This is a genomic window from Pseudomonas aeruginosa (assembly GCF_001457615.1).
GTDB lineage: Bacteria > Pseudomonadota > Gammaproteobacteria > Pseudomonadales > Pseudomonadaceae > Pseudomonas > Pseudomonas aeruginosa.
Genome location: NZ_LN831024.1, coordinates 4,485,417 through 4,508,471 on the forward strand (window position 1 = coordinate 4,485,417; position 23,055 = coordinate 4,508,471).

Here is a 23,055-nt window from a genome sequence, read left to right on the forward strand (position 1 = left end):
CGAACGGATGGGAACGGCGGCGACGAGCTGTGAAGGCCGCGCAAGTGGACCTATACCTTAAACAGCAGTCCGTCCAGCGGCAACCGAGATGGCCGCTGCGTGGCAAGCCTGATAAAATCGCGCGCCTTCAAAACCGGCAAACAGCGTTGCACGCCTGGGCGGCCGGCCGATCTCCGAATTACCCCTATAGGCCTGGATTTATGAGCAGCAAGCAACCCTCGTTGAGCTACAAGGACGCTGGTGTGGACATCGACGCCGGCGAAGCCCTGGTGGAACGCATCAAAGGCGTGGCCAAGCGCACCGCACGCCCGGAAGTGATGGGCGGCCTCGGCGGCTTCGGCGCCCTCTGCGAAATCCCGGCCGGCTACAAGCAGCCGGTGCTGGTATCCGGCACCGACGGGGTGGGCACCAAGCTGCGCTTGGCGCTCAACCTGAACAAGCACGACAGCATCGGCCAGGACCTGGTGGCGATGTGCGTCAACGACCTGGTGGTCTGCGGCGCCGAGCCGCTGTTCTTTCTCGACTACTACGCCACCGGCAAGCTCAACGTCGACGTCGCCGCCACCGTAGTCACCGGCATCGGTGCCGGTTGCGAACTGGCGGGCTGTTCCCTGGTCGGCGGCGAGACCGCCGAAATGCCCGGCATGTACGAAGGCGAAGACTATGACCTGGCCGGCTTCTGCGTCGGCGTCGTGGAAAAGGCCGAGATCATCGACGGCTCCAGGGTCCAGGCCGGCGACGCGCTTATCGCCCTGCCCTCCTCCGGCCCGCACTCCAACGGCTACTCCCTGATCCGCAAGATCATCGAGGTTTCCGGCGCCGACATCGAGCAGGTCCAACTCGACGGCAAGCCGCTGGCCGACCTGCTGATGGCGCCGACCCGCATCTACGTCAAGCCGCTGCTGCAACTGATCAAGCAGACCGGCGCGGTCAAGGCCATGGCTCACATTACCGGCGGCGGCCTGCTGGACAACATCCCGCGCGTCCTGCCGGACAACGCCCAGGCCGTGATCGATGTCGCCAGCTGGAACCGTCCGGCGGTATTCGACTGGCTGCAGGAACAGGGCAACGTCGACGAGACCGAGATGCATCGCGTACTCAACTGCGGCGTCGGCATGGTCATCTGCGTGGCCCAGAGCGACGCCGAGAAAGCCCTGGAAGTCCTGCGTGCCGCCGGCGAGCAACCCTGGCAGATCGGTCGCATCGAAACCTGCGGCGCGGACGCCGAGCGCGTGGTCCTGAACAATCTGAAAAACCACTGATGCCGAAACTCTGCAATGTCGTGGTGCTGATTTCCGGCTCCGGCAGCAACCTGCAGGCGCTGATCGACAGCCTCCGGGACGGCGCCACGCCGGCCCGGATCCGCGCGGTGATCTCCAACCGCGCGGACGCCTATGGCCTGGAACGCGCACGCCAGGCCGGCATCCAGACCGAGGTGCTCGATCACAAGGCCTATGCCGATCGCGAAAGCTTCGACGAGGCCCTGGCACAACGGATCGATGCCCATGAACCGCACCTGGTGATCCTTGCCGGGTTCATGCGCATCCTCAGCGCCGATTTCGTTCGCCATTACCAGGGGCGTCTGCTGAATATCCATCCCTCGTTGCTGCCGCGCCACAAAGGGCTGCATACCCATCAACGCGCCCTCGAAGCCGGCGACCGCGAGCACGGTTGCAGCGTGCACTTCGTGACGGAGGAACTCGATGGGGGGCCACTGGTCGTACAGGCAGTAATCCCGGTAGAGTCGCAAGATACGCCGGAACGCCTGGCCAGACGGGTTCACGAGGAAGAACACCGGATCTACCCGCTGGCCATGCGCTGGTTCGCCGAGGGCCGCTTGCGCCTGGGCGAACAGGGCGCCCTGCTGGATGGCCAGGCCCTGCCTGCCACCGGCCATCAGATTCGCACCAAGGAGATTCGCAATGCGTAAAGCCATGCTGTTCCTGCTGACGCTGCTGACCCTGCCGGCCTATGCCTTCGAGCTGAAGCCGTTCACCGCCAGCTATACCGCCGACTGGAAACAGATGCCCATCAGCGGCAATGCCTCCCGCAGCCTGAAGGCTCTCGGCGACGGCCGCTGGCAACTGGACTTCGAGGCCTCCATGCTGCTGGCCAGTCTCAACGAAGTCAGCACCTTCAAGGTCGAGAACGACACCTTCCTGCCGCAGACCTACCGCTTCGCCCGCCAGGGTCTGGGCAAAGGTAAGCAGATCGAGCTGGACTTCGACTGGTCGCAGAAGCAGGTGCTCGGCAGCGACCGCGGCGATGCGGTGCGGCAACCCCTGAATCGCGGTCAACTGGACAAGTCCACCTATCAACTGGTCCTGCAGCATGACGTTGCCGACGGCAAGAAGAGCATGAGCTACCAGATCATCGAGGGCGAGGATGTCGATACCTACGACTTCCGGGTTCTCGGCGAGGAAAAGGTACGCACCCAGGCCGGCCTGATCAACGCGATCAAGGTCGAGCGCGTGCGTGATCCGGGCAAGAGCAACCGCAAGACCATCCTCTGGTTCGCCAAGGACTGGGACTACCTGCTGGTCCGCCTGTACCAGATGGAAACCGACGGCAAGGAATACCAGATCATGCTCAAGGAAGGCACCATCGACGGCAAGACCGTCACTGGCGAAAAGAGCTGATCCCCCCTCCCACGAAAAGCCGGGCCATTGCCCGGTTTTTTATTGCCCGCGGATCAGCCGCAGGCCTGGTGCTCGCGGCAGATCAGTTCGGCATCGGCATCGCTCAACGGCTCCCCGGTTAGACCGCAGAAGGGCGAACCCGCACGCCGTTGATGGAACCGGCAGGACCGACAAAGGCCGAAACCAGGCACATCCTCCTGACGCTGGATGACGACCAGAAGATCACGCAACAAGCCTTGCAAGTGTTCGCCCTTCTCGCCCAGTGCCGTGACGGCCTGCTCGAGGAACTGCGGCGGAATCACCGCCTCGATCAGCGCGCGCCCCGCATCGGTCAGCCGCAGATGAACGCTGCGCCGATCCCGCGCATCCGGCAGCTTGCTGATCAGCCCCCGCCCTTCCAGCACCTTGAGCGATTGCGACACTGTGCCCTTGGTCAAGCCGAGGTATTCGGTCACGCCCAGCGGAGTATCCGAATAGCGATTACAACGCGCCAGGTAATGCAAGGCGCTCAACTGCACCGGCTGCAGCTCAGCCACCAGCGGCTGCTCGCGGGACCAGGCACGCATCAGGCTGGTCAGCCTTTCCAGATAATCGTAAAGGGCGATGGCGGACATGGGATACCTCCTTGCCAATATAGTATCGACTAAAAACATGTTTGACAAAGAGGTCGCGCCTTGTTTAGGCTGAAAACGTATCGTATCGATACTAAATTCCCACAGGAGAATCAGCATGACCAAAGCCATCTACTACCACGCCGGCTGCGCAATCTGTGTCGAAGCCGAACGTTCCTTGCTGCCATTGCTCGATCACAAGCAGGTGGACATCGAAGTGGTCCATCTCGCCGAACAATCGGCACGCATCGCCGAGGCGGAAAAGGCCGGGGTCAAGTCGGTTCCTGCCCTGGTTGTCGACGGACAGGTACTGCACCTTAACTTCGGTGCGGCGCTCAGCGATCTGAAATAAGGAGAACGGCCATGGAGGTGAAGATCTTCGACACCCATGTGCGAACCCGCGACGGCCGCTACCTGCACTTCGATGTCCTGGTCACGGAGGAACTGGGGGCTCGCGCCGGCGAGTTCGCTCGACGCTGGCTCGCCGGAAGAGGCATAGACGAGGCCGATATCAGCCAGGGGCATTGCAGCTACTGCCATAGCGAGATTGCGACAGCAGAGGTTGCCGAAGCCATTCGGCTCCATGGCCATTACATCCTTCCCCTGGAAGGCTGTTGAGGCCAATGGACAGCTACCACCCGATCGCCTGCGATCTCCATGACTACCTGGAGATCGCCTGCCTCTACCGCTACCGGTTGCTCCTCGAACTCGAGGACGGTGTTCGCTTCGAAGCCGAGGCGCGCACGACGCATACCCGGGCCGTTCGGCCAGGCGGCGGCAAGGAGGAATACCTTGAGGTGGCCGTCGAAGGAGCGACTCTGCTGCTGCGCCTGGATCGCCTGTTGGCGATTACCGCCCTCACGGAAGCGGCCTTGTTCGGCCGCATACGCCTGAGGGAAGAGGCCTGTTCCAGAGCATCCGGCATGCCACCTTCACACCTTGGAAACTGAAAAGGTTTTTCTCAATTCCAGGGCTATTTGATTAGCCTGCTATTGAAATAGGCTGGATTTGCCTTGATGCAGATCAACCCTGGAGCAGAAAAGATGAGTGTGACAGTGACCGAGCGTGACGATGACCACAAATCCCGCGAGCTGCGTGCGCTTGGCCGCCGCTGCTGGGACGTGCATCAGCAGGGACTGCTGGTTGGCGTCTTCCATAACGAGGATGACGCCCACGCCTATCGGATCAAGCTGGAGAAAGAAGAAGAACTGCGGCAGATAGGTAAATCGGCCTGAACCATGCGCCCCGCGTACTTCGGGGGCGCACCTTTGATCTCAGGTCCCGGAAAGGCTCCGGTCGAGACTGACGACTCCCGGCGGCAGGCTATCTTCCTGTACCCGTTGCCGAGGGGCACGCAACATTGCCCGAACCAGAGCCACCAGCACGCCGAACACCAACCCGCCCAGGAGACCCAAGGCCACCACCAAGGCCTTGCGCGGCTTGATCGGTTTCAGAGGGGTCGAAGCCTTCTGGTCGATCCGCACCAGTTCGATCTTCAGCTCGCTCGCCTTCAGAGTCTTGAGGCGCGCCTGCTCTCCACGCAGCTTGTCGATGTTTTCGAAGAAACGCTCCTCGCCCTTTCGAGCCTGCAGGTATTGCACTTCACGGTTGTTCTCCAGCTGCTTCAGCTCCTGCTGGATCTTCGCCACGCGGGGCTCGGTGAAGTCATCGCCCTTGCGTTTGAGCAAGGTATCGCGCTCGGCGGTCAAGGCATCGACACCCATGAAATACAGGGGTATCTGCTGGTTATTCACCTCGGTGCGGAAAACGCTGCGCGAGCCATCCTGCCCGACCTCTCCCAGTGCGCCCGGGGTCGTCGGCTTGACGATCCCCAGCCGGGTGGCGATCTGGATAGCCTCGTTGAGCTGCTGGATACGCGAATCGCGCACCATCTTCAGCCGCCCGCGCAACGCCTTGAGCTCATCCTCCAGGCCGGCCCGCCGGATGCTGTCCGCTTCCAGCAACCGGGCGATCTTGCCCTCCTTGGTAGCCTGGTAACTGGCACGCTTGCCTTCGATATCCTGCTCGAGGAATTGCAGGCGACCGTCGATACGTGCCTGGAGGTCGTCCAGGATTCGCTGGCGCTCGTTCTCGATGGTCGACGCGAGCATGCCGTTGAGAATGGCGGCACCATCCATGCCCTGGGGATACTGCATGGACAAGCGGAAGAAAGGCGCCGCCTGGGGGTCCTTCTTCAAGTCCGCCTGCTGCATGCTGAAGGCATCCTGGTTGAACTTCCAGAAAGCCTGCTCGGGGGACAGGCCCTCGGCGTTCAATTGCTGGAATAGCTCTGGATGGGCTTCGAAATACTCCAGCCTGCCGGAGTAGGCTGCCAGCTCGTTGCCGACGCGATCCAGCGCTTCCCGCGGAGTCAGGGCATACAGCCCGTTGACATTGACAGCCTCCAGGGCCTTGGTCTGGATCGGCCGCAACAGGACATCCACCTGGTAGGTTGGAACGGCCAACAGCGCGTAGGCGAGCGCAGCGGCGGTCGCCAAGGCCGCGATCAGCGCTATCAGCCATTTCGACGCCCACAATTGCTGGAACAGCTGAACGAGATCGATCTCCGAGGGCGAAGCCCCCGGAAGCTGTGAGGAAGGCATACCAACGTCCTTTTCGATAGGCGGCTAGCCCACAGATGCACGCAAAGGCAACCGTAGGATATTTCTGAGGAAAGGCATTATGCTATCGAAACGAAATCATCGGTAGTTATTTTAGAACTGCTTCGCATTCCAGAATTGGTAGTTGACCGGCATCCGTACCGGTCAAGCGACACTCCGGATGCGGGCCTCACCACATGAGATCGTCGGGCACCACATAGTCCTTGTAGGGATCGTCTTCGTCCGGCTCCTGGCTCTGTACGTTGAGCAGCACCACCCGCCGCGGATCGCGCTCCTGGATCTTCACCGCCGCATCCCGGGGCACGATCTCGTAGCGTCCGTCATAGCTGACGATAGCCAGGCTGCCTCGGCTCAGCTTGTCGCGGATCAGGTCGTTGACCGCGATCCGCTTGACCTTCTTGGCGTCGACGAAATTGTAGTAGTCGTCGCTTTCCAGCTTGGGCAGGCGCGTCCCTTCGATAAGTTGCTTGATCTGCGCGGCCTTGGCCTTCTTCTCGGCTTTTTCCTGCTGCTGGCGGTTCAATTCCTGGTCGCGCGCCAGCTTTTCCGCCTTGGCCTGCTCCGCCGCCTGGCGCTGGGAGTCGTCCTTGTCGACCTGGTTCTTGTGCTCCAGACGCTGCTGTTTCTGTTTCTGCTTGGTGGCCTGCTTGGCCTGTTTCTCATTGACCAGCCCGGCTTTCAGCAACTGGTCACGCAATGACATGCTCATTCGTCAACGACTCGCTCGCGTGGCACGCCCGGTGGGGTGCGGCATAATCTTCCAGCCGACTGGGGTTCAGCCGGCCCTCGCAGGGGGTATAATCCTCCAGCCTCAGCCGCCTCAACGCAAGTCTCGGCGGCTCGCAAACTGCCACGCATGCCCTGGAGACCCCTCCCTACCGTCCCGAGCACCCGCAGGCACTCCTCCCGGCCCCTGATATCGAAGGCATGGAAAGCAAGGCATGAGCGTTTCTCTCCTGGTAAAAGTCACTCTGGTGGGCCTGTTCGTCGCCAGCGTCCTGTTCGTCCATTTCCGTGGGCGCGCGCGCTTGCCCTTCCTGCGCCAACTGGTCAACCACTCCGCCTGGTTCGCCCCCTACAACTCGCTGATGTACCTGTTCTCCAGCGTTCCCTCGAAGCCCTATCTGGATCGCAGCCGTTTTCCGGAGCTGGACGAACTGAAGAACAATTGGCAAACCATCCGCGAAGAAGCCCTCAACCTGTTCGACGAGGGTTATATCCGGGCTGCCCTGAACAATAACGAAGCCGGCTTCGGCTCGTTCTTCAAGAAAGGCTGGAAGCGCTTCTACCTGACCTGGTACGACGGCCCGCTGCCCTCCGCCCAGCAGCTCTGCCCGAAGACCGTAGAGTTGGTGAGCCGCATCCCCAACGTCAAGGGCGCGATGTTCACCCTGCTTCCCGGCGGCAGCCACCTGAATCCGCACCGCGACCCCTTCGGCGGCTCGCTGCGCTATCACCTCGGCCTGTCCACGCCGAATTCGGACAACTGCCGCATCTACGTCGACGGCCAGCCCTACGCGTGGCGGGATGGCGAAGACGTGATGTTCGACGAAACCTTCGTCCACTGGGTGAAGAACGAGACCGAGCAGACCCGGGTGATTCTCTTCTGCGATATCGAGCGGCCGCTCCGCTCCCGCCTGCTGACCCGGCTCAATCGCTGGATAAGCGGCATTCTCGGGCGAGCGACCGCACCGCAGAACGTCGAAGGCGAACGCGTCGGCAGCATCAACCAGGCCTACTCGGTCGCCATTCGCGGCGGCAATGCCATCGGCGCCCAGGTGAAGCGCTTCAAACGCGCCTACCCGAAGGCCTACCGAATCCTCCGCCCGGTGCTGGCGGTGATCCTGCTGGTCATCCTCTATCGTTGGATCTTCGGCTGATTCAGATGCCGTGGCAGCCCGGCTGCCACGGTAATTTTCCCATTAACAGCCGGGCGCGCTCCTCTCCGCTTTCTTGGCCTCGCCCCAGAGGCTGTCCAGTTCCTCCAGCGAACACTCTTCGGCTTTCCGGCCGGCTTCGCGCAGGTTCCGCTCGATGAACCGGAATCGCCGCTCGAACTTGCCGTTGGCCTGGCGCAGAGCAGCCTCCGGATCGACCTTGAGATGCCGGGCCAGGTTGACCACGACGAACAGCAGGTCGCCAACCTCCTCGCCCACGGCACCCTCGTCACCCTCTGCCATCGCCTCGAGGACTTCGTCCAGCTCCTCGCGAACCTTGTCCACCACCGGCAGCGCTTCCGGCCAGTCGAAGCCGACCTGCGCCGCGCGCTTCTGCAGCTTCGCCGCCCGTGACAACGCCGGCAGGGCGACAGGAACGTCATCCAGCAGCGACAACTGCTGCGGCTCCTTGGCCTTGGCGGCACGCTCCTCGGCCTTCAGTTCTTCCCAGCGCTGCTTGACCGCCGCTTCGGCCAGCTTCGCCGCATCGGGCTTGCCATAGAGATCGCCATCGAGGAATACGTGGGGATGTCGACGGATCAGCTTGCGGGTGATGCCGTCCACCACCTCGTCGAAAGCGAAGCGATCCTCTTCGCGAGCCAACTGGCTGTAATAGACCACCTGGAACAGCAGGTCGCCCAGTTCCTCGCGCAATTGCGGGAAATCCCCCTGCTCTATGGCGTCCGCTACTTCGTAGGCTTCTTCCAGGGTGTGCGGGACGATGGTCGCGTAGCTCTGCTGGAGATCCCAGGGGCAGCCGAATTCGGGATCGCGCAGGCGCGCCATGAGGTGGAGCAGGTCGTTGAGTCGGTACATGGGTATCTCGGGTCTTCAGTGAACGGTCCGGGCATTCTGCCCTTTCCGGAAACGAAAAGGCCACGGGCAGCCTGCGAGCGCCCGTGGCCTGTTTCCACCTCGCCTCAAGGCGTACGGTTGCGCCGCGCCTCGATGATGTTGGGCAGTTGCGAGACGCGCGCCAGCAGGCGTCCAAGAGCGTCCAGACCGGGAATCTCGATGGTCAGTTGCATGGTCGCGGTGTTGTCTTCCTTGTTCGAACGGGTATTCACCGCCAGAACGTTGATCCGCTCATTGAGCAGCACCTGGGACACGTCGCGCAACAGGCCGGAACGATCATAGGCACGGATCGCGATATCCACCGGATAGGTGCGAACCGGCTCCGGCCCCCAACTGACCTGGATCATCCGCTCCGGTTCGCGTCCCGCCAGTTGCAGCGCGGTGGCGCAATCCTGGCGGTGGATGGTGACCCCACGGCCCAGCGTGATGTAGCCGACGATGGGATCTCCCGGCAGCGGCTGGCAGCAGCCGGCCATCTGCGTCAGGAGATTGCCGACACCCTGGATCTGCACGTCGCCGCGCTTGCCGTGGCCGATCTTGCTCGGCTTGCGCGGGATCAGTTCGAGTTGCTCGCTGTCGCGGTCCGGCTCGACCAGTTGCTGGGCATAGTTGACCAGGTGCGCCAAGCGCAGGTCGCCGGCGCCGAGAGCGGCGAACATATCCTCGGCGGTACGCACGTTGGCCTTCTCCGCCAGCCGGTCGAAATCCACCGGCGGCAGCGCCAGGCGCGACAGCTCGCGTTCGATCAGGGCCTTGCCGGCAGCGACGTTCTGGTCCCGCGCCTGCAGCTTGAACCAGTGGACGATCTTCGCCCGCGCCCGGGAGGTGGTGACGTAGCCCAGGTTGCTGTTCAGCCAGTCGCGGCTCGGACCGCTGTGCTTGCCGGTGATGATCTCGACCTGCTCGCCGGTCTGCAGGCTGTAGTTCAGCGGCACGATGCGTCCGTTGATCTTCGCCCGCGGCAGTTGTGTCCGACTTCAGTGTGGACCCGATAGGCGAAATCCAGCGGGGTCGCGCCCTTGGGCAGGTCGATGGCATGGCCGTCGGGAGTGAAGACGTAGACCCTGTCCGGCTCGATATCGACCCGCAGTTGCTCCGCCAGGCCACCGATGTCGCCCAGTTCCTCGTGCCATTCGAGCACCTGGCGCAGCCAGGAGATCTTTTCCTCGTAATGGTTGGAGCTGGCCTTGACGTCGGTCCCCTTGTAGCGCCAGTGCGCGCAGACTCCGAGCTCCGCCTCTTCGTGCATGGAGTGGGTACGGATCTGTACTTCCAGCACCTTCCCCTCGGGGCCGATCACTGCGGTATGCAGCGAGCGATAGCCGTTTTCCTTGGGGTTGGCGATGTAGTCGTCGAACTCCTTGGGAATGTGCCGCCAGAGGGTATGCACGATGCCCAGCGCGGTGTAGCAGTCGCGCATCTCCGGAACGAGCACGCGCACGGCGCGAACGTCGTAGATCTGGCTGAAGTCCAGGCCCTTGCGCTGCATCTTGCGCCAGATCGAATAGATGTGTTTCGCCCGTCCGCTGAGATCGGCCTGTACGCCGGTGGCCGCGAGAGCTTCCTTCAACTGGCTCATCACGTTGGCGATGTACTGCTCGCGATCCAGCCGGCGCTCGTGCAGCAGCTTGGCGATCTGCTTGTACTGGTCGGGCTCGAGGTAGCGGAAGGACAGGTCCTCCAGCTCCCACTTGATATGCCCGATGCCCAGGCGGTGGGCCAGCGGCGCGTAGATATCGAAGACTTCCCGGGCGACGCGGTGGCGCTTTTCCTCGTCGGCGTTCTTCACCGCGCGAATGGCGCAGGTGCGCTCGGCCAGCTTGATCAGGGCGACGCGAACGTCGTCGACCATCGCCACCAGCATCTTGCGCAGGTTCTCCACCTGCGCCTGGGTACCCAGCACCATGGAATGGCGCGGATTGAGGCTGGCGCTGATCGCGGCCATGCGCAGCACGCCCTCGATCAGCTTGGCCACCACCGGCCCGAAATGCTTGTTGACCGCTTCCAGGGTGATCTTGCCTTCCCGCACGCCTCGATAGATGACCGCGGCGACCAGGGACTCCTGATCCAGCTTGAGGTCCGCGAGGATCTCGGCGATTTCCAGTCCGGTCTGGAAGCTGGACGTGCCTTCCGCCCAGGAGTTCTGTGCGGCGATCGCTCGCTGCTCGGATTCGCGAGCGAACTCGCAAGCCTCCAGCAAGCCCTGACGATCGAGCCCGGGGACGAGGTTCTGGACGTGGTCCAGCCAGGCCTCGAGGTTGATACTGCCGTCGGTGTTGACCGGCTGGTGCGCTCTCACCTGTACCATCTTGCCTACCCTTTACCACGGTGCGCGTAGCCCACCGATGACTGCGCCAGCCTTCGAACGGGCTGGTCGGATTACGCAGGCATCCTAGCCTGCCTCGAACAAAGCCATGGCCTCGACATGTGCGGTCTGCGGAAACATATCGAGGATTCCGGCGCGCTTCAGACGATAGCCCTGCCTGGCCATTTCGCCAGCATCGCGCGCCAGGGTCGCCGGATTGCAGGATACATAGACTACCCTCCGGGCACCCAGAGAACTCATTTCGCGTACCGCCTCGAACGCGCCGTCGCGCGGCGGATCGAGCAGCACAGCGGTAAAACCTTGCTCCGCCCAGGGCGCTTCGGCAAGCGCTTTGGACAGGTCGGCCTGGAAAAAGTGCGCGTTGCCAAGGCCATTGGCCAGCGCGTTGGCGCCTGCCCGCTCGACCATCGCCGCCACGCCCTCCACCCCGACTACCCGCGCCACCCGGCGCGCCAGCGGCAGGGAGAAATTGCCCAGCCCGCAGAACAGGTCGAGGACCCGCTCGTCGGCGGTCGGCGCCAGCCAGTCAAGGGCCTGGCGGATCATCGACTCGTTCACCGGCGCATTGACCTGGACGAAGTCTCCGGGTCGGTATGCCAGAGTCAGTTGCCAGTCACCCAAGGAGTAGCCCAGTTCGGCGGCCGGCTCCACCGGCAAGGGCTGTTCCGCACCTTGCAGCCAGAGCTGGGCCTGGTGTGCGGAGCAGAAAGCGGCCAGGCGCTGGCGATCCTCGTCGACCAGGGCAGTCGTATGCCGCAACAGCAATGCACTGGCCGTGCCATGGAAGAGCTCCACGTGGCCGATGCTTTCCGGCTTGCGGAAGTCCTGCAGAAGAGCAGGCAGGGCACGGGCAATCGTTTGCAAAGGCGGCACCAGGACCAGGCACTCATCGAAGGCGACGATCTCCTGGCTGGCCGAGGCACGGAAGCCGACATCCAGACGCCGCGCCCTGGCATCCCAGCGCACGGCGATCCGAGCGCGGCGCCGATAGCCGAATTCGGGCCCGACCAGAGGGGCGGCCCATTCTTCCGGCTCGATCCCGGCGAAACGCTGCAACTGCTCCTGCAAGGTACGCTGCTTCAGGGTCAACTGCTCGCCGTGTTCCAGGTGCTGCAGGGTGCAGCCGCCGCAGCGACCCGCTACAGTGCAGGGCTCGCGGCGACGCAGGTCGCTACTGCTGAACAGGCGCTCGCTGCGCGCGTCGACCACCTTGCTTCGTGCGCCCAGCACCCGGGCCTCAAGTTCCTCGCCAGGCAGCCCGCCGCTGACGAACCAGGTCATCCCCGCCTCGTGGGCGATACCTCGGCCGTCATGGGCCAGGCGCTCGATGGTCAGGCGCTGCTTCTTGCCTACCGGTATCGCGGGACCGCGCGCACCACCGCTGGGCTGGAAGCGCAGCCCGCCCTTATTTCTGGCCATGGACATGCTCAGCGCGGGTCATAGACGCCGGAAGACAGGTAGCGGTCGCCGCGGTCGCAGATGATCGCCACCAGCACGGCATTCTCCAGTTCGCGGGACAGGCGCAGCATCGCCGCCACCGCCCCACCGGAGGACACGCCGCAGAAGATGCCTTCCTCGCGGGCCAGCCGGCGCATGATGTCCTCGGCTTCGTCCTGGTGCATGTCGACGACCCGGTCGACGCGACTGGCGTCATAGATCTTCGGCAGGTATTCCTGCGGCCAGCGTCGGATTCCCGGGATGGCCGAGCCCTCCATGGGTTGCAGGCCGACGATCTGCACCGCCGGGTTCTGCTCCTTGAGGTAGCGCGAGACGCCCATGATGGTCCCGGTGGTGCCCATGGAGCTGACGAAATGGGTGATGCTGCCGCCGGTCTGCTGCCAGATTTCCGGGCCGGTGCTGTGGTAATGGGCTTCCGGGTTGTCGCCATTGGCGAACTGGTCGAGGACCTTGCCGCGGCCTTCGCGCTGCAGCTTGTCGGCCAGATCGCGCGCGCCCTCCATGCCCTCTTCCTTGCTGACCAGAATGAGCTCGGCGCCATAGGCGGTCATCGCCGCCTTGCGTTCGGCCGTGGAGTTGTCCGGCATGATCAGGATCATCTTGTAACCCTTGATCGCCGCCGCCATGGCCAGGGCGATGCCGGTGTTGCCGGAAGTAGCCTCGATCAGCGTATCGCCGGGGCGGATGTCGCCGCGCAGTTCGGCACGGGTGATCATCGACAGGGCCGGGCGGTCCTTCACCGATCCCGCCGGGTTGTTGCCTTCGAGCTTCACCAGCAGGGTATTGGAGGTTTCCCCGGGAAGGCGCTGCAGACGCACCAGAGGGGTATTGCCAACGCAGTCGGCGATAGTCGGGTACTGCACGGTCATGGAGGCACTCGTTCGGCACTGACGGTAAAGGCTGAGCATGATACCGGGAAACTGGGGCCGGACCCTAGCACCGCAATATCCGGTCATGCATGCCGATTCAGCCGAAAGACCGCCCGGAACGGCATGCGATGCGATGACCAGAGGCGTCCGAAGAGAAAACCTGGCGTTGGACAGCCGATGCCTGACCAACGCCAAAGAAAGGTCCGACAGGCGTTGCGCCTGCCGGTGAAAGCGCGTTGGCCGCGGCGATCAGAACGAGGTGGTCATCGAAACGTAGTAGGCGCGACCCGGCTCGTTGTAGGTTGCCGCGCCGGCGTCGAAGGAGTTGCCCTGGCGGTACAGGCGCTTGTCGAAGAGGTTGCTTACCCCGCCCCGTACGCTCAGGTTCTCGCTGAAGGTGTAGCCGGCGCTGACGCCCCAGATGCCATAGGTACCCACCTCTTTTCGCGAGACCACCGGCGTGTTGCGGCTGGTGCCATGCTTCGGCGGCTCCTGGCGGCCGTAGATGGTGCTGGTCAGTTGGGTGGAAAGACGCTCGCTGGCCTGCCAGTCCAGGGTCGAGTTCAGGGTGTACTCGGGGATCACCGAAAGCGGGTTGCCGGTGTCCTTGTCCTTGGATTGCAGCATATAGGTCAGGTTGGTGCTCCAGCTCAGGTCCTCGTGCAGGGGGACCAGCAGGTTGCCTTCCAGGCCCTCGACCACTGCTTTCTTCGCGTTGCTCCATTGCAGGATGTTGTTACCGGTCCCGGTCTGTCCCATGACATCCAGCGGCGCGACGATCTTGTTCTTGTAGTCGTTGCGGAAGTAGGTGAGCCCGGCGACCCAGCCATCGCGCCGGAACTCGATGCCCAGTTCCTTGTTTACGCTGGTCTCGGCGTCCAGGTTCTCGTTGCCGACCAGGTAGCAGCCGCCGCTGCTGGTCTGGATCGGGCAACCGTTGCCACGGGTATAGAGCAGGTAGTTCGGGTTGCTCTGGTACAGGTTGGGCGCCTTGAAGGCCCGTGCGATACCGGCCTTGACCGTGAAGTATTCGCCGAGCGTCTGGGAAGCGTTCAGGCTCGGGCTCCAGTTCAGGCCGAAGTCGCTGTGATCGTCCAGGCGCAGCCCGGGGGTGAGCATGGTGCCGGGGCGCAGTTCGATATTGTCTTCCACGTACAGCGCGCGGATCTCCGCCTTGCTTTTCGGGCTTCGCGAGCCGGCCGCGGGGGTCCCCGGCAAGCTATCGCTTCCCACGAAGCCCTGCTTGAGCGAGGACGGGTCGTTGAGGGTTTCCTTGTTCCACTCCGCGCCCACCGTCAGCACCTGCTCGAACAACGCATGCAACGGAAGGTTGAGTTCGCCGCTGAGGCGATAGTTCTCCAGCTTGCTGGTGCTGAACGAACGGTCGGCGCCGATCTGCCCCTCGACGGAACCGGCCAGCCCCTCCTCCAGACGGTTGTTGCGGGTGGAGTCGTACTGGGCGACGAACCTGGAAGTACCGAACGACCAGGTCCCGTTGTGGGTGATGGCGTAGTTCTCGCGATACATGCGGTTGGTCTCCGCACCGTCGTCGGCGAGTCCCTGGGTATTGGCGGTGCCGTTGTTGTTCTGGGTATCGCCGGCATAGATGTTGCCCTGTCGGCTGAAGCCCGCTTCGAAATCGACGACCTGGTCGGGGGTCACCTGCCACGACAGCATCCCGCTGAGATCGCGATTGCGTACCCCTTCGCGTCCGGCCACGGTACGGCTCGGGTTGACGGTATGTCCGAGGTTGATGTCGGTATCGTCCGAATCGGTCTTGTTCGCGCTGCCGTACGCGCGGAAGCTCAAGGCTTCGGTCAGCGGCCCGCTGAGGCTGAAGTTGGCGCGGCGCGTGGCGCCATCCTTGGAGCTTTCCGGAATGTTGGTGAACACCGTCATGGAACCACGCAAACGATCGGTCGGGCGCTTGGTGATGATGTTGACTACCCCGCCCGCCGCGCCGGAACCGTAGCGTGCCGCCGCGGGCCCACGGAGGACCTCGATGCGCTCGACCTCCTCCGGCGGCACCCAGTTGCTGTCGCCGCGGGTGTCGCGTTCGCCGCGCCAGCCGTAGCGCACCGAGTTGCGCGAGCTGACCGGTTTGCCGTCGACCAGGATCAGGGTGTTCTCCGGCCCCATGCCGCGGATGTCGATCTGCCGGTTGTTGCCGCGCTGGCCGCTGGAACTGTTGCCGGTGAGGTTGACCCCGGGCATGGTGCGGATGATCTCGGAGAGATCGTTCACCGGCGGGCGCTTCCTGATGTCCTCGGCGGTGATGATGGATACCCCCGGTGCCTGCTTGAGCTCCTGTTCGGCGGTGCCCAGCACCACCTCGTCACCCAGCTGGACCACCGATTCGGCGCGTTCGTCCAGTTCTTCCAGGCGCTCGTCCTCGGCCAGGGCCTGCCCGCCCAGCAGGCTCGATGAAGCGAAAAGGACGGCAGCGGCGAGATGGCCGCGACGGAATTGGGGGTACATGCGTGACTACTCCTGTCGAGGGAAAACGGGTAGCAGGCGAGCCACGAGGGATACGTTGACGTTTTTTCTGAAGCCTGGGTCGCCGGCGTTGCGCGGGTGACGTCTCGGCACGGGTAGGACAGGGCGCAGACCCGGAACAAGGCCGGCCGAGGAGATCGGCACGGATGATAATCATTAACAAAAGAGAGTAAAGATCATTTACATCCAGGCCAAATGTAAAGGTACCTGCGCCTCGCTAGGCAGAAGGCAGCACCAGGCACAGGCGCAGCCCCGGATCGGCGGCTTCCGCCCATAGGCGGCCGCCCTGGAGCACCACGGCGCGACGGGCAATGCTCAGTCCCAGGCCGAAGCCCTTGCCGGTACGTGCCGAAGACAGCCGGGTGAACGGGCGGAAGATGGTCTCCAACTGGTGCTCGGCCACACCCTCGCCCTGGTCTTCCAGGCAAAGCCACCAGCAACTTCCTTCGCGCCGACCATGCAGGCGGATCACGCCGCCTTCCGGCGAATGCCGGATGGCGTTGCGCAGCAGGTTCTCCAGGGCCTGGGCAAGTGCATTGAGGTTGCCACGCACGACACAATCCTCGGGCAGAGCGCTGCGGAACCGCTCGGCGGCCCAGCCGCTTTCGAAGCGTGCGTTCTCCACCAGCAGGTCCCATAACGCCGGGATGGAAATGTCCTCCAGCGCCAATACCGGGCGTTCGGTGTCCATCCAGGCCAGCTCCAGGGTGTTGTCCACCAGTTGCTGCATGCCCCGTACCTCCTGCTCCAGGCGCTCGCGCAGGAGCTGCGCGGACAGCGTGCCCTCTGCCGCCACCTGCAGGCGCGCCAGCGGCGTGCGCAGCTCGTGGGAGAGATCGCGGAGCAGTTGGCGCTGCAACACCATGTGCTCGTCGAGTCGCTCGGCCATATGGTCGAACGCCCGCCCCAGATCGCCCAGCTCGTCGCTGCGCCGGCTGATCTCTGCCTGCGTACGCGCCGTCAGGTCGTTGCCGCGCAGGGCATTGGCCTGCGCTCGCAGGCGTCCCAGCGGCACTATCCAGCGCCGATACAGCAACACTCCCAGCAGCAGGGCCAGCCCGGCCGGCACCAGGCCATGGGTGACCAGGCGCTTGGCCGGCGACAAGCCGGGAGGGACGAACTCGGCGGGAAGACGCAGGACCACCCGGCCTTGCTCCGGATGTTCGGGGAAGCGCAGGCTGATGAACGGCCGCGACAACGAGCGGGAGCTCATCGGCCAGTCGACGCCCCGCAGGAAAGTCAGGCGCTCGGCTTCCTCCGTGGTGAGCGGACGACTGCCCAGCGATTGCAGCCGTCCGTCGAGCACGACCACCCAGTCCAGCGCCCGCTGGCGCGGCTCGGCCAGCCAACGGTCGATGCCCTCGCGGCCATCGTCGAGCCAGGCACGTTCGGCTCGCCGCGCATAATCCGCCAAGGCGGAGCGGGCTTCGGCGGACAGGTAGTAACCCTTCAGTTCGGCACTGCGTCCCCAGGTCCAGGACAGCCATACCGATAGCAGGAAGAACGCCACCAGCACCAGGGCCAGGCGCCAGAACAGCGAATGGCGGTTGGGCATCATGGCGCCGGTGTCAGGACGTAACCCTTGCCCCAGACGGTATGCAACTGGTGACCGGCGTAACCGAGGCGTTGCAGCTTGCGCCGCAGGTGACTGACGTGCATGTCCAGGCTGCGATCATGCTGGGTATGACCGCGGTGCAGGACATGCTGGTAAAGGAAGGCCTTGGTCAGGGTCTCGCCTTCCGCGGCGAGGAAGGTTTCCAGCAGGCGGTATTCGGTCGGCGTCAGGCCGGCGAACCGCTCGCCAAGGCCGACATCGCAGACATCGGCAGAGAATTGCAGCGAGGGCCGCGCCAGCGGTTCGGCGCAGCGGCCCGGCGCGCCCCCCGCTCCAGGGCGATCCGACGCAGGATGGCATCGATGCGTACCCGCAGCTCGGCCAGGCTGAAAGGCTTCGGCAGATAATCGTCGGCGCCCTGGCTGAACCCGGCGATGCGGTCCTGCTCGGCGCCCAGGGCTGACATCAGGATCACCGGCAGCGCCTGCTCCTGGCGGAGTTGGCGAAGAATCTCGAGGCCATCGCGCCCGGGCAGCATGATGTCCATCAGGATCAGGTCATAGCCGCCGCTGCGCGCAGCCGCCAACCCCTCTTCCCCGTCTCGGCACCAGGTCACCTCGAAACCGCTGCCATTGAGGTGCTGGAACAGATGTGCGCCCAGTGTCGGATCGTCCTCGATGGCCAGCAGTCGGGGGTCGGGCGTCAGGGATGGGAACATGGCAGCCAAATAAGATTGATTAGCAATCGTGCCAGTATTCACGATCTTTCCGCTTCGTCGCAAGCCGAATCCGCCGGGCTGCGCACATCGGTGCAGATTCCCCTTCCGCGACCCGCTAAACTGCGCGGGGTAAACGTATGGCCGGGGAGCGTCGGCCATCCCGATCTGGCTCGACGGAGAGACGTGTGTTCAAGGATCTCGGCATCAAGGGGCGCGTACTGCTGCTCACCCTGCTCCCCACCAGCCTGCTGGCGATGGTGCTTGGCGGTTACTTCACCTGGGTCCAGCTGTCCGACATGCGCGCCCAGTTGATCGAGCGCGGGCAACTGATCGCCGAACAACTGGCGCCGCTGGCCGCCACCGCGCTGGCGCGAAAGGATACCGCCGTGCTCAACCGCATCGCCAACGAGGCGCTGGACCAACCGGACGTGCGCGCGGTGACCTTCCTCGACGCCCGCCAGGAACGCCTCGCCCATGCCGGGCCAAGCATGCTCACCGTCGCCCCGGCCGGCGACGCCAGCCATCTGAGCATGTCCACCGAACTGGACACCACGCACTTCCTGCTACCGGTTCTTGGCCGCCACCACAGCCTGTCCGGCGCCACCGAGCCTGACGACGAGCGCGTACTCGGCTGGGTCGAACTGGAACTGTCGCACCACGGGACTCTGCTGCGCGGATATCGCAGCCTGTTCACCAGCCTCTTGCTGATCGCCGCCGGCCTCGGCGTCACCGCCCTCCTCGCCCTGCGCATGAGCCGCGCGATCAACGCGCCGCTGGAACTGATCAGCCAGGGCGTCGCCCAGCTCAAGGAAGGCCGCATGGAAACCCGCCTGCCACCGATGGGCAGCAACGAGCTGGACGAACTGGCCTCTGGCATCAACCGCATGGCGGAAACGCTGCAGAGCGCCCAGGAGGAAATGCAGCACAACATCGACCAGGCCACCGAGGACGTACGGCAGAACCTGGAAACCATCGAGATCCAGAACATCGAGCTGGACCTGGCGCGCAAGGAGGCCCTGGAGGCGAGCAGGATCAAGTCCGAGTTCCTCGCCAACATGAGCCAAGAGATCCGCACCCCGCTCAACGGCATCCTCGGTTTCACCAACCTGCTGCAGAAGAGCGAGCTCAGCCCGCGCCAGCAGGACTACCTCACGACCATCCAGAAATCGGCGGAAAGCCTGCTGGGGATCATCAACGAGATCCTCGATTTCTCGAAGATCGAGGCCGGCAAGCTGGTTCTGGAAAACCTCCCTTTCAATCTCCGCGACCTGATCCAGGACGCCCTGACCATGCTGGCTCCGGCCGCCCACGAGAAGCAACTGGAACTGGTCAGCCTGGTCTACCGGGATACCCCGATCCAATTGCAGGGCGACCCGCAGCGGCTGAAGCAGATCCTCACCAACCTGGTCGGCAACGCCATCAAGTTCACCCAGGGCGGCACCGTCGCCGTACGCGCCATGCTCGAGGACGAAAGCGACGACCGCGCGCAGTTGCGGATCAGCGTCCAGGACACCGGTATCGGCCTCTCCGAGGAGGACCAGCAAGCCTTGTTCAAGGCCTTCAGCCAGGCCGACAACTCACTGTCGCGGCAAGCCGGTGGCACCGGCCTGGGCCTGGTGATCTCCAAGCGCCTGATCGAGCAGATGGGCGGCGAGATCGGCGTCGACAGTACGCCTGGGGAAGGTGCCGAATTCTGGATCAGCCTGAGTCTGCCGAAAAGTCGCGACGACAACGAGGAGCCAGGCGCCTCCTGGGCCGCGGGCCAGCGCGTGGCGCTGCTCGAACCGCAGGAGCTGACGCGCCGCTCGCTGCACCACCAGCTCACCGACTTCGGCCTGGAAGTGAGCGAATTCGCCGACCTCGACAGCCTCCAGGAAAGCCTGCGCAACCCGCCGCCCGGCCAGTTGCCGATCAGCCTGGCGGTGCTCGGCGTCTCGGCCGCGATCCATCCGCCGGAAGAGCTGAGCCAGTCGTTCTGGGAATTCGAACGGCTCGGCTGCAAGACCCTGGTGCTCTGCCCGACCACCGAGCAGGCGCAATACCACGCGACCCTGCCCGACGAACAGGTCGAGGCCAAGCCCGCCTGCACCCGCAAGCTGCAACGCAAGCTGCAGGAGTTGCTTCAAGTCCGCCCGACGCGCAGCGACAAGCCCCACGCCATGGTTTCCGGACGGCCGCCACGGCTGCTCTGCGTCGACGACAACCCGGCCAACCTGCTGCTGGTGCAGACCCTGCTCAGCGACCTCGGCGCCCAGGTCACCGCGGTGGACAGCGGCTACGCGGCCCTCGAGGTAGTGCAGCGCGAGCGCTTCGACCTGGTCTTCATGGACGTGCAGATGCCCGGCATGGACGGCCGCCAGGCCACCGAGGCGATCCGCCGCTGGGAGGCCGAGCGGGAAGTCAGCCCGGTGCCGGTGATCGCGCTCACCGCACATGCGCTTTCCAACGAGAAGCGCGCATTGCTGCAGGCCGGCATGGACGACTACCTGACCAAGCCGATCGACGAACAGCAATTGGCCCAGGTAGTGCTGAAGTGGACCGGACTGAGCCTGGGCCAGTCGCTGGCCAGCATGAGCCGTGCGCCGCAGCTCGGCCAGTTGAGCGTGCTCGACCCCGAGGAAGGGCTGCGCCTGGCCGCCGGCAAGGCCGACCTCGCCGCCGACATGCTGGCGATGCTGCTGGCCTCGCTGGCGGCGGACCGCCAGGCGATTCGCCAGGCCCGCGACAACGACGACCGCACCGCTTTGCTCGAGAGGGTCCACCGGCTGCATGGCGCCACCCGCTACTGTGGCGTGCCGCAGTTGCGCGCGGCCTGCCAGACCAGCGAAACCCTGCTCAAGCAGAACGATCCGGCGGCGGCCGCGGCCCTGGACGAGCTGGACAAGGCCATCGAGGCCCTGGCCGACACTGCCTCGGCCACCACCCACCTGTCCTCCACCAGCCTCGACTCCAGCGAACTCTGACCATGCGCATCCTGTTCTTCAGCACCCAGGCCTACGACAGCGAGAGCTTCCAGGCCAGCAACCACCGGCACGGCTTCGAACTGCACTTCCAGCAGGCCCACCTGCAGGCGGACACGGCGGTCCTCGCCCAGGGCTTCGAAGTAGTCTGCGCCTTCGTCAACGACGACCTCTCGCGGCCGGTGCTGGAACGCCTGGCCGCTGGCGGCACGCGCCTGGTCGCCCTGCGCTCGGCCGGCTACAACCACGTCGACCTGGCCGCCGCCGAAGCGCTCGGCCTGCCGGTGGTGCACGTCCCGGCCTATTCGCCGCACGCTGTCGCCGAGCACGCGGTCGGCCTGATCCTGACGCTCAACCGGCGCCTGCACCGCGCCTACAACCGGACCCGCGAGGGCGATTTCTCGCTGCATGGGCTGACCGGCTTCGACCTCCACGGCAAACGCGTCGGAGTGATCGGCACCGGACAGATCGGCGAGACCTTCGCCCGCATCATGGCCGGCTTCGGCTGCGAGCTGCTGGCCTACGATCCCTATCCCAATCCGCGCATCCAAGCGCTCGGCGGCCGCTACCTGGCGCTCGACGCCCTGCTCGCCGAGTCCGACATCGTCAGCCTGCATTGCCCGCTGACCGCCGACACCCGCCACCTCATCGACGCGCAGCGCCTGGCGACGATGAAACCCGGCGCGATGCTGATCAATACCGGCCGTGGCGCCCTGGTGAACGCCGCGGCGCTGATCGAGGCGCTGAAGAGCGGACAACTGGGCTACCTCGGCCTCGATGTCTATGAAGAGGAAGCGGATATCTTTTTCGAGGATCGCTCCGACCAGCCCCTGCAGGATGACGTGCTGGCACGCCTGCTGAGCTTCCCCAACGTGGTGGTGACCGCCCACCAGGCCTTCCTTACCCGCGAGGCCCTGGCGGCGATCGCCGACACCACCCTGGACAACATCGCCGCCTGGCAGGACGGGACGCCACGCAATCGGGTCCGGGCCTGATGGCGTGGTAGCATGCGCGGCTGATTGGAGGCTCCATGGCTGAACACGATTTCCGTTACACCCTGCTCAACCCGCAATACACCCTCAACGAATGCCGCGCGCTCTCCCCGGGGCGCTACCAGGTCACCGGCACCGGCGGCTCGATCAAGGCCGACGACGTGCTGCTGGTCAGCCTCAAGGGCAGCAAGACCCTGAGCATGCGCCTGACCGTGGAAAAGGTTCGCCACCTGATCAACCCACCCGGCCAGTGGCTGGCGGTCGCCCGCGGCCCGGCATTCCGCGAACTGGCGATCCATACCTGGCAGGTCGACTGCGACCAGTGCCAGGCTCGTCTCGACTTCGAGTTCGCCGTGGACGCCAGTCTCGGTCGCAAGGCCCTGGCGCCGGCCGCCGAAGAGCGCATTCACGAACTGGGCTGGAGCAGCCGCGAAGGCAAGCACCTGTGCCCGAAATGCCAGTAGGGCGAACGCTCCGTCCGACCGACGGTCTGTGAACTATCGCCCGTACGAAATGCGCAAAGGAAACGCCATGAAACCCTCTCTCGCCCTCTTCGCCTCCACCGCCCTGGTCCTGGGCGGTTGCGCCAGCCAGGAGACCACCCTGGAAACCGAGCAGGCCTACCAGGTCGACTGGGTCGGCGCACAACCGACGATGGACTACAGCCACATCAGCCTGACCTTCGACGGCCAGGGCCGCGCCTTCGGCAATGGCGGCTGCAACCACTGGTTCGCCAGCTACACCCTGCAGGACGACCTCCTTCAGTTCGGCGCCATCGGCAGCACCCGCCGCCTGTGCGCAGCGGAGATCATGGAGCAGGAACGGCGCTTCCTGGCCCTGCTGCAGAGCGTCCAGCACTGGGACATTTCGCCGTCCGACGAGCTGCGCCTGTGGCCGGCCGAAGGCAAGCCGCTGCGCCTGGTTCCCGAGCACGACTGAAGCCTGAAGCGGCGCTACCCGGCGCCGCCCGTTTACATTTTTTTGACATCCATTTCATTCCCGCTTGACCACCACGTCC

Annotated in this window: 20 protein-coding genes and 2 pseudogenes; 12 read left to right on the top strand and 10 right to left on the bottom strand. The window is 64.5% G+C overall.

Annotated elements, in window-relative coordinates:
- The first annotated feature begins 200 nt into the window (after nucleotides 1–200).
- The 3 genes from purM to AT700_RS20595 are packed head-to-tail and all read left to right on the top strand — an operon-like array spanning nucleotide 201 to nucleotide 2,639.
- The gene (gene purM, locus AT700_RS20585; protein WP_003109942.1) at nucleotides 201–1,262 is read left to right on the top strand and encodes a phosphoribosylformylglycinamidine cyclo-ligase; all 1,062 of its coding nucleotides are present in this window, start codon (nucleotides 201–203) and stop codon (nucleotides 1,260–1,262) included.
- A complete protein-coding gene (gene purN, locus AT700_RS20590; RefSeq protein WP_003112584.1) occupies nucleotides 1,262–1,930 on the top strand; it encodes a phosphoribosylglycinamide formyltransferase in 669 nt (222 codons plus the stop codon). Before purM ends, purN begins: the two co-directional genes overlap by 1 nt.
- Nucleotides 1,923–2,639, top strand: a complete 717-nt coding sequence (locus AT700_RS20595) for a DUF3108 domain-containing protein (RefSeq protein WP_003086061.1) — start codon at nucleotides 1,923–1,925, stop codon at nucleotides 2,637–2,639. Before purN ends, AT700_RS20595 begins: the two co-directional genes overlap by 8 nt.
- 53 nt (nucleotides 2,640–2,692) lie before the next feature.
- On the opposite strand, the gene AT700_RS20600 is transcribed toward AT700_RS20595, so the two are convergent.
- Nucleotides 2,693–3,253 (bottom strand): MarR family winged helix-turn-helix transcriptional regulator, encoded by a 561-nt coding sequence (locus AT700_RS20600; protein ID WP_003112585.1) that lies wholly within the window; start codon nucleotides 3,251–3,253, stop codon nucleotides 2,693–2,695.
- Nucleotides 3,254–3,368: 115 nt separating this feature from the next.
- On the opposite strand from AT700_RS20600, the gene AT700_RS20605 reads away from it, so the two are divergent.
- The 4 genes from AT700_RS20605 (at nucleotide 3,369) to AT700_RS20620 (ending at nucleotide 4,485) form a co-directional block, all read left to right on the top strand.
- Complete coding sequence (locus AT700_RS20605) at nucleotides 3,369–3,602, top strand: glutaredoxin family protein (protein ID WP_003123221.1); 234 nt, start codon at nucleotides 3,369–3,371, stop codon at nucleotides 3,600–3,602.
- 11 nt (nucleotides 3,603–3,613) lie between these two features.
- The gene (locus tag AT700_RS20610; protein ID WP_003086057.1) at nucleotides 3,614–3,868 is read left to right on the top strand and encodes a DUF2024 family protein; all 255 of its coding nucleotides are present in this window, start codon (nucleotides 3,614–3,616) and stop codon (nucleotides 3,866–3,868) included.
- Between the two features lie 5 nt (nucleotides 3,869–3,873).
- Complete coding sequence (locus AT700_RS20615) at nucleotides 3,874–4,200, top strand: Rho-binding antiterminator (protein ID WP_003086055.1); 327 nt, start codon at nucleotides 3,874–3,876, stop codon at nucleotides 4,198–4,200.
- A gap of 93 nt (nucleotides 4,201–4,293) precedes the next feature.
- Nucleotides 4,294–4,485 (top strand): hypothetical protein, encoded by a 192-nt coding sequence (locus tag AT700_RS20620; RefSeq protein ID WP_003454532.1) that lies wholly within the window; start codon nucleotides 4,294–4,296, stop codon nucleotides 4,483–4,485.
- A 39-nt stretch (nucleotides 4,486–4,524) separates the two neighbouring features.
- Here AT700_RS20620 and AT700_RS20625 read toward each other — a convergent pair whose 3' ends face one another.
- Nucleotides 4,525–5,853, bottom strand: coding sequence for a Wzz/FepE/Etk N-terminal domain-containing protein (locus AT700_RS20625; protein ID WP_003117106.1), 1,329 nt, complete (start codon nucleotides 5,851–5,853; stop codon nucleotides 4,525–4,527).
- A 187-nt stretch (nucleotides 5,854–6,040) separates the two neighbouring features.
- The gene (locus AT700_RS20630; protein WP_003086049.1) at nucleotides 6,041–6,580 is read right to left on the bottom strand and encodes a DUF2058 domain-containing protein; all 540 of its coding nucleotides are present in this window, start codon (nucleotides 6,578–6,580) and stop codon (nucleotides 6,041–6,043) included.
- A gap of 232 nt (nucleotides 6,581–6,812) precedes the next feature.
- Here AT700_RS20630 and lpxO2 point away from each other — a divergent pair, with 232 nt between their 5' ends.
- Nucleotides 6,813–7,751 (top strand): lipid A hydroxylase LpxO2, encoded by a 939-nt coding sequence (lpxO2, locus tag AT700_RS20635; protein ID WP_003086047.1) that lies wholly within the window; start codon nucleotides 6,813–6,815, stop codon nucleotides 7,749–7,751.
- Between the two features lie 42 nt (nucleotides 7,752–7,793).
- Here the strand turns inward: lpxO2 and mazG are convergent, their stop codons facing one another.
- The 7 genes and pseudogenes from mazG to pirR form a co-directional block, all read right to left on the bottom strand.
- Nucleotides 7,794–8,624 (bottom strand): nucleoside triphosphate pyrophosphohydrolase, encoded by an 831-nt coding sequence (gene mazG, locus AT700_RS20640; protein ID WP_023084551.1) that lies wholly within the window; start codon nucleotides 8,622–8,624, stop codon nucleotides 7,794–7,796.
- Between the two features lie 104 nt (nucleotides 8,625–8,728).
- Nucleotides 8,729–10,971: pseudogene (gene relA, locus AT700_RS20645) on the bottom strand (GTP diphosphokinase).
- An 84-nt stretch (nucleotides 10,972–11,055) separates the two neighbouring features.
- Entirely contained in the window at nucleotides 11,056–12,408 is a 1,353-nt protein-coding gene (gene rlmD / locus AT700_RS20650) for a 23S rRNA (uracil(1939)-C(5))-methyltransferase RlmD (protein ID WP_048521366.1), read from the bottom strand.
- 8 nt (nucleotides 12,409–12,416) lie between these two features.
- Nucleotides 12,417–13,316: a cysteine synthase B gene (gene cysM / locus AT700_RS20655; protein WP_003102419.1), complete on the bottom strand. Its 900-nt coding sequence runs from the start codon at nucleotides 13,314–13,316 to the stop codon at nucleotides 12,417–12,419.
- 249 nt (nucleotides 13,317–13,565) lie between these two features.
- Nucleotides 13,566–15,794: a TonB-dependent siderophore receptor PirA gene (gene pirA, locus AT700_RS20660; protein ID WP_003117107.1), complete on the bottom strand. Its 2,229-nt coding sequence runs from the start codon at nucleotides 15,792–15,794 to the stop codon at nucleotides 13,566–13,568.
- Nucleotides 15,795–16,029: 235 nt separating this feature from the next.
- Nucleotides 16,030–17,367 (bottom strand): sensor histidine kinase PirS, encoded by a 1,338-nt coding sequence (gene pirS / locus AT700_RS20665; protein ID WP_078464308.1) that lies wholly within the window; start codon nucleotides 17,365–17,367, stop codon nucleotides 16,030–16,032.
- Nucleotides 17,367–18,085: pseudogene (pirR, locus tag AT700_RS20670) on the bottom strand (response regulator transcription factor PirR). Before pirR ends, pirS begins: the two are co-directional and overlap by 1 nt.
- Before the next feature lie 185 nt (nucleotides 18,086–18,270).
- Between pirR and gacS the strand changes: the two are divergent.
- The 4 genes from gacS (at nucleotide 18,271) to AT700_RS20690 (ending at nucleotide 22,976) form a co-directional block, all read left to right on the top strand.
- A complete protein-coding gene (gene gacS / locus AT700_RS20675; protein ID WP_048521372.1) occupies nucleotides 18,271–21,048 on the top strand; it encodes a two-component system sensor histidine kinase GacS in 2,778 nt (925 codons plus the stop codon).
- Nucleotides 21,049–21,050: 2 nt separating this feature from the next.
- Nucleotides 21,051–22,040 carry a 2-hydroxyacid dehydrogenase gene (locus AT700_RS20680; RefSeq protein ID WP_003086027.1) on the top strand — a complete coding sequence of 330 codons (990 nt, stop codon included), beginning with the start codon at nucleotides 21,051–21,053 and terminating at the stop codon, nucleotides 22,038–22,040.
- A 35-nt stretch (nucleotides 22,041–22,075) separates the two neighbouring features.
- Nucleotides 22,076–22,501, top strand: a complete 426-nt coding sequence (locus tag AT700_RS20685; RefSeq protein ID WP_003086023.1) for a hypothetical protein — start codon at nucleotides 22,076–22,078, stop codon at nucleotides 22,499–22,501.
- Nucleotides 22,502–22,568: 67 nt separating this feature from the next.
- Entirely contained in the window at nucleotides 22,569–22,976 is a 408-nt protein-coding gene (locus AT700_RS20690) for an META domain-containing protein (RefSeq protein ID WP_003086021.1), read from the top strand.
- Nucleotides 22,977–23,055 lie beyond the last annotated feature (79 nt).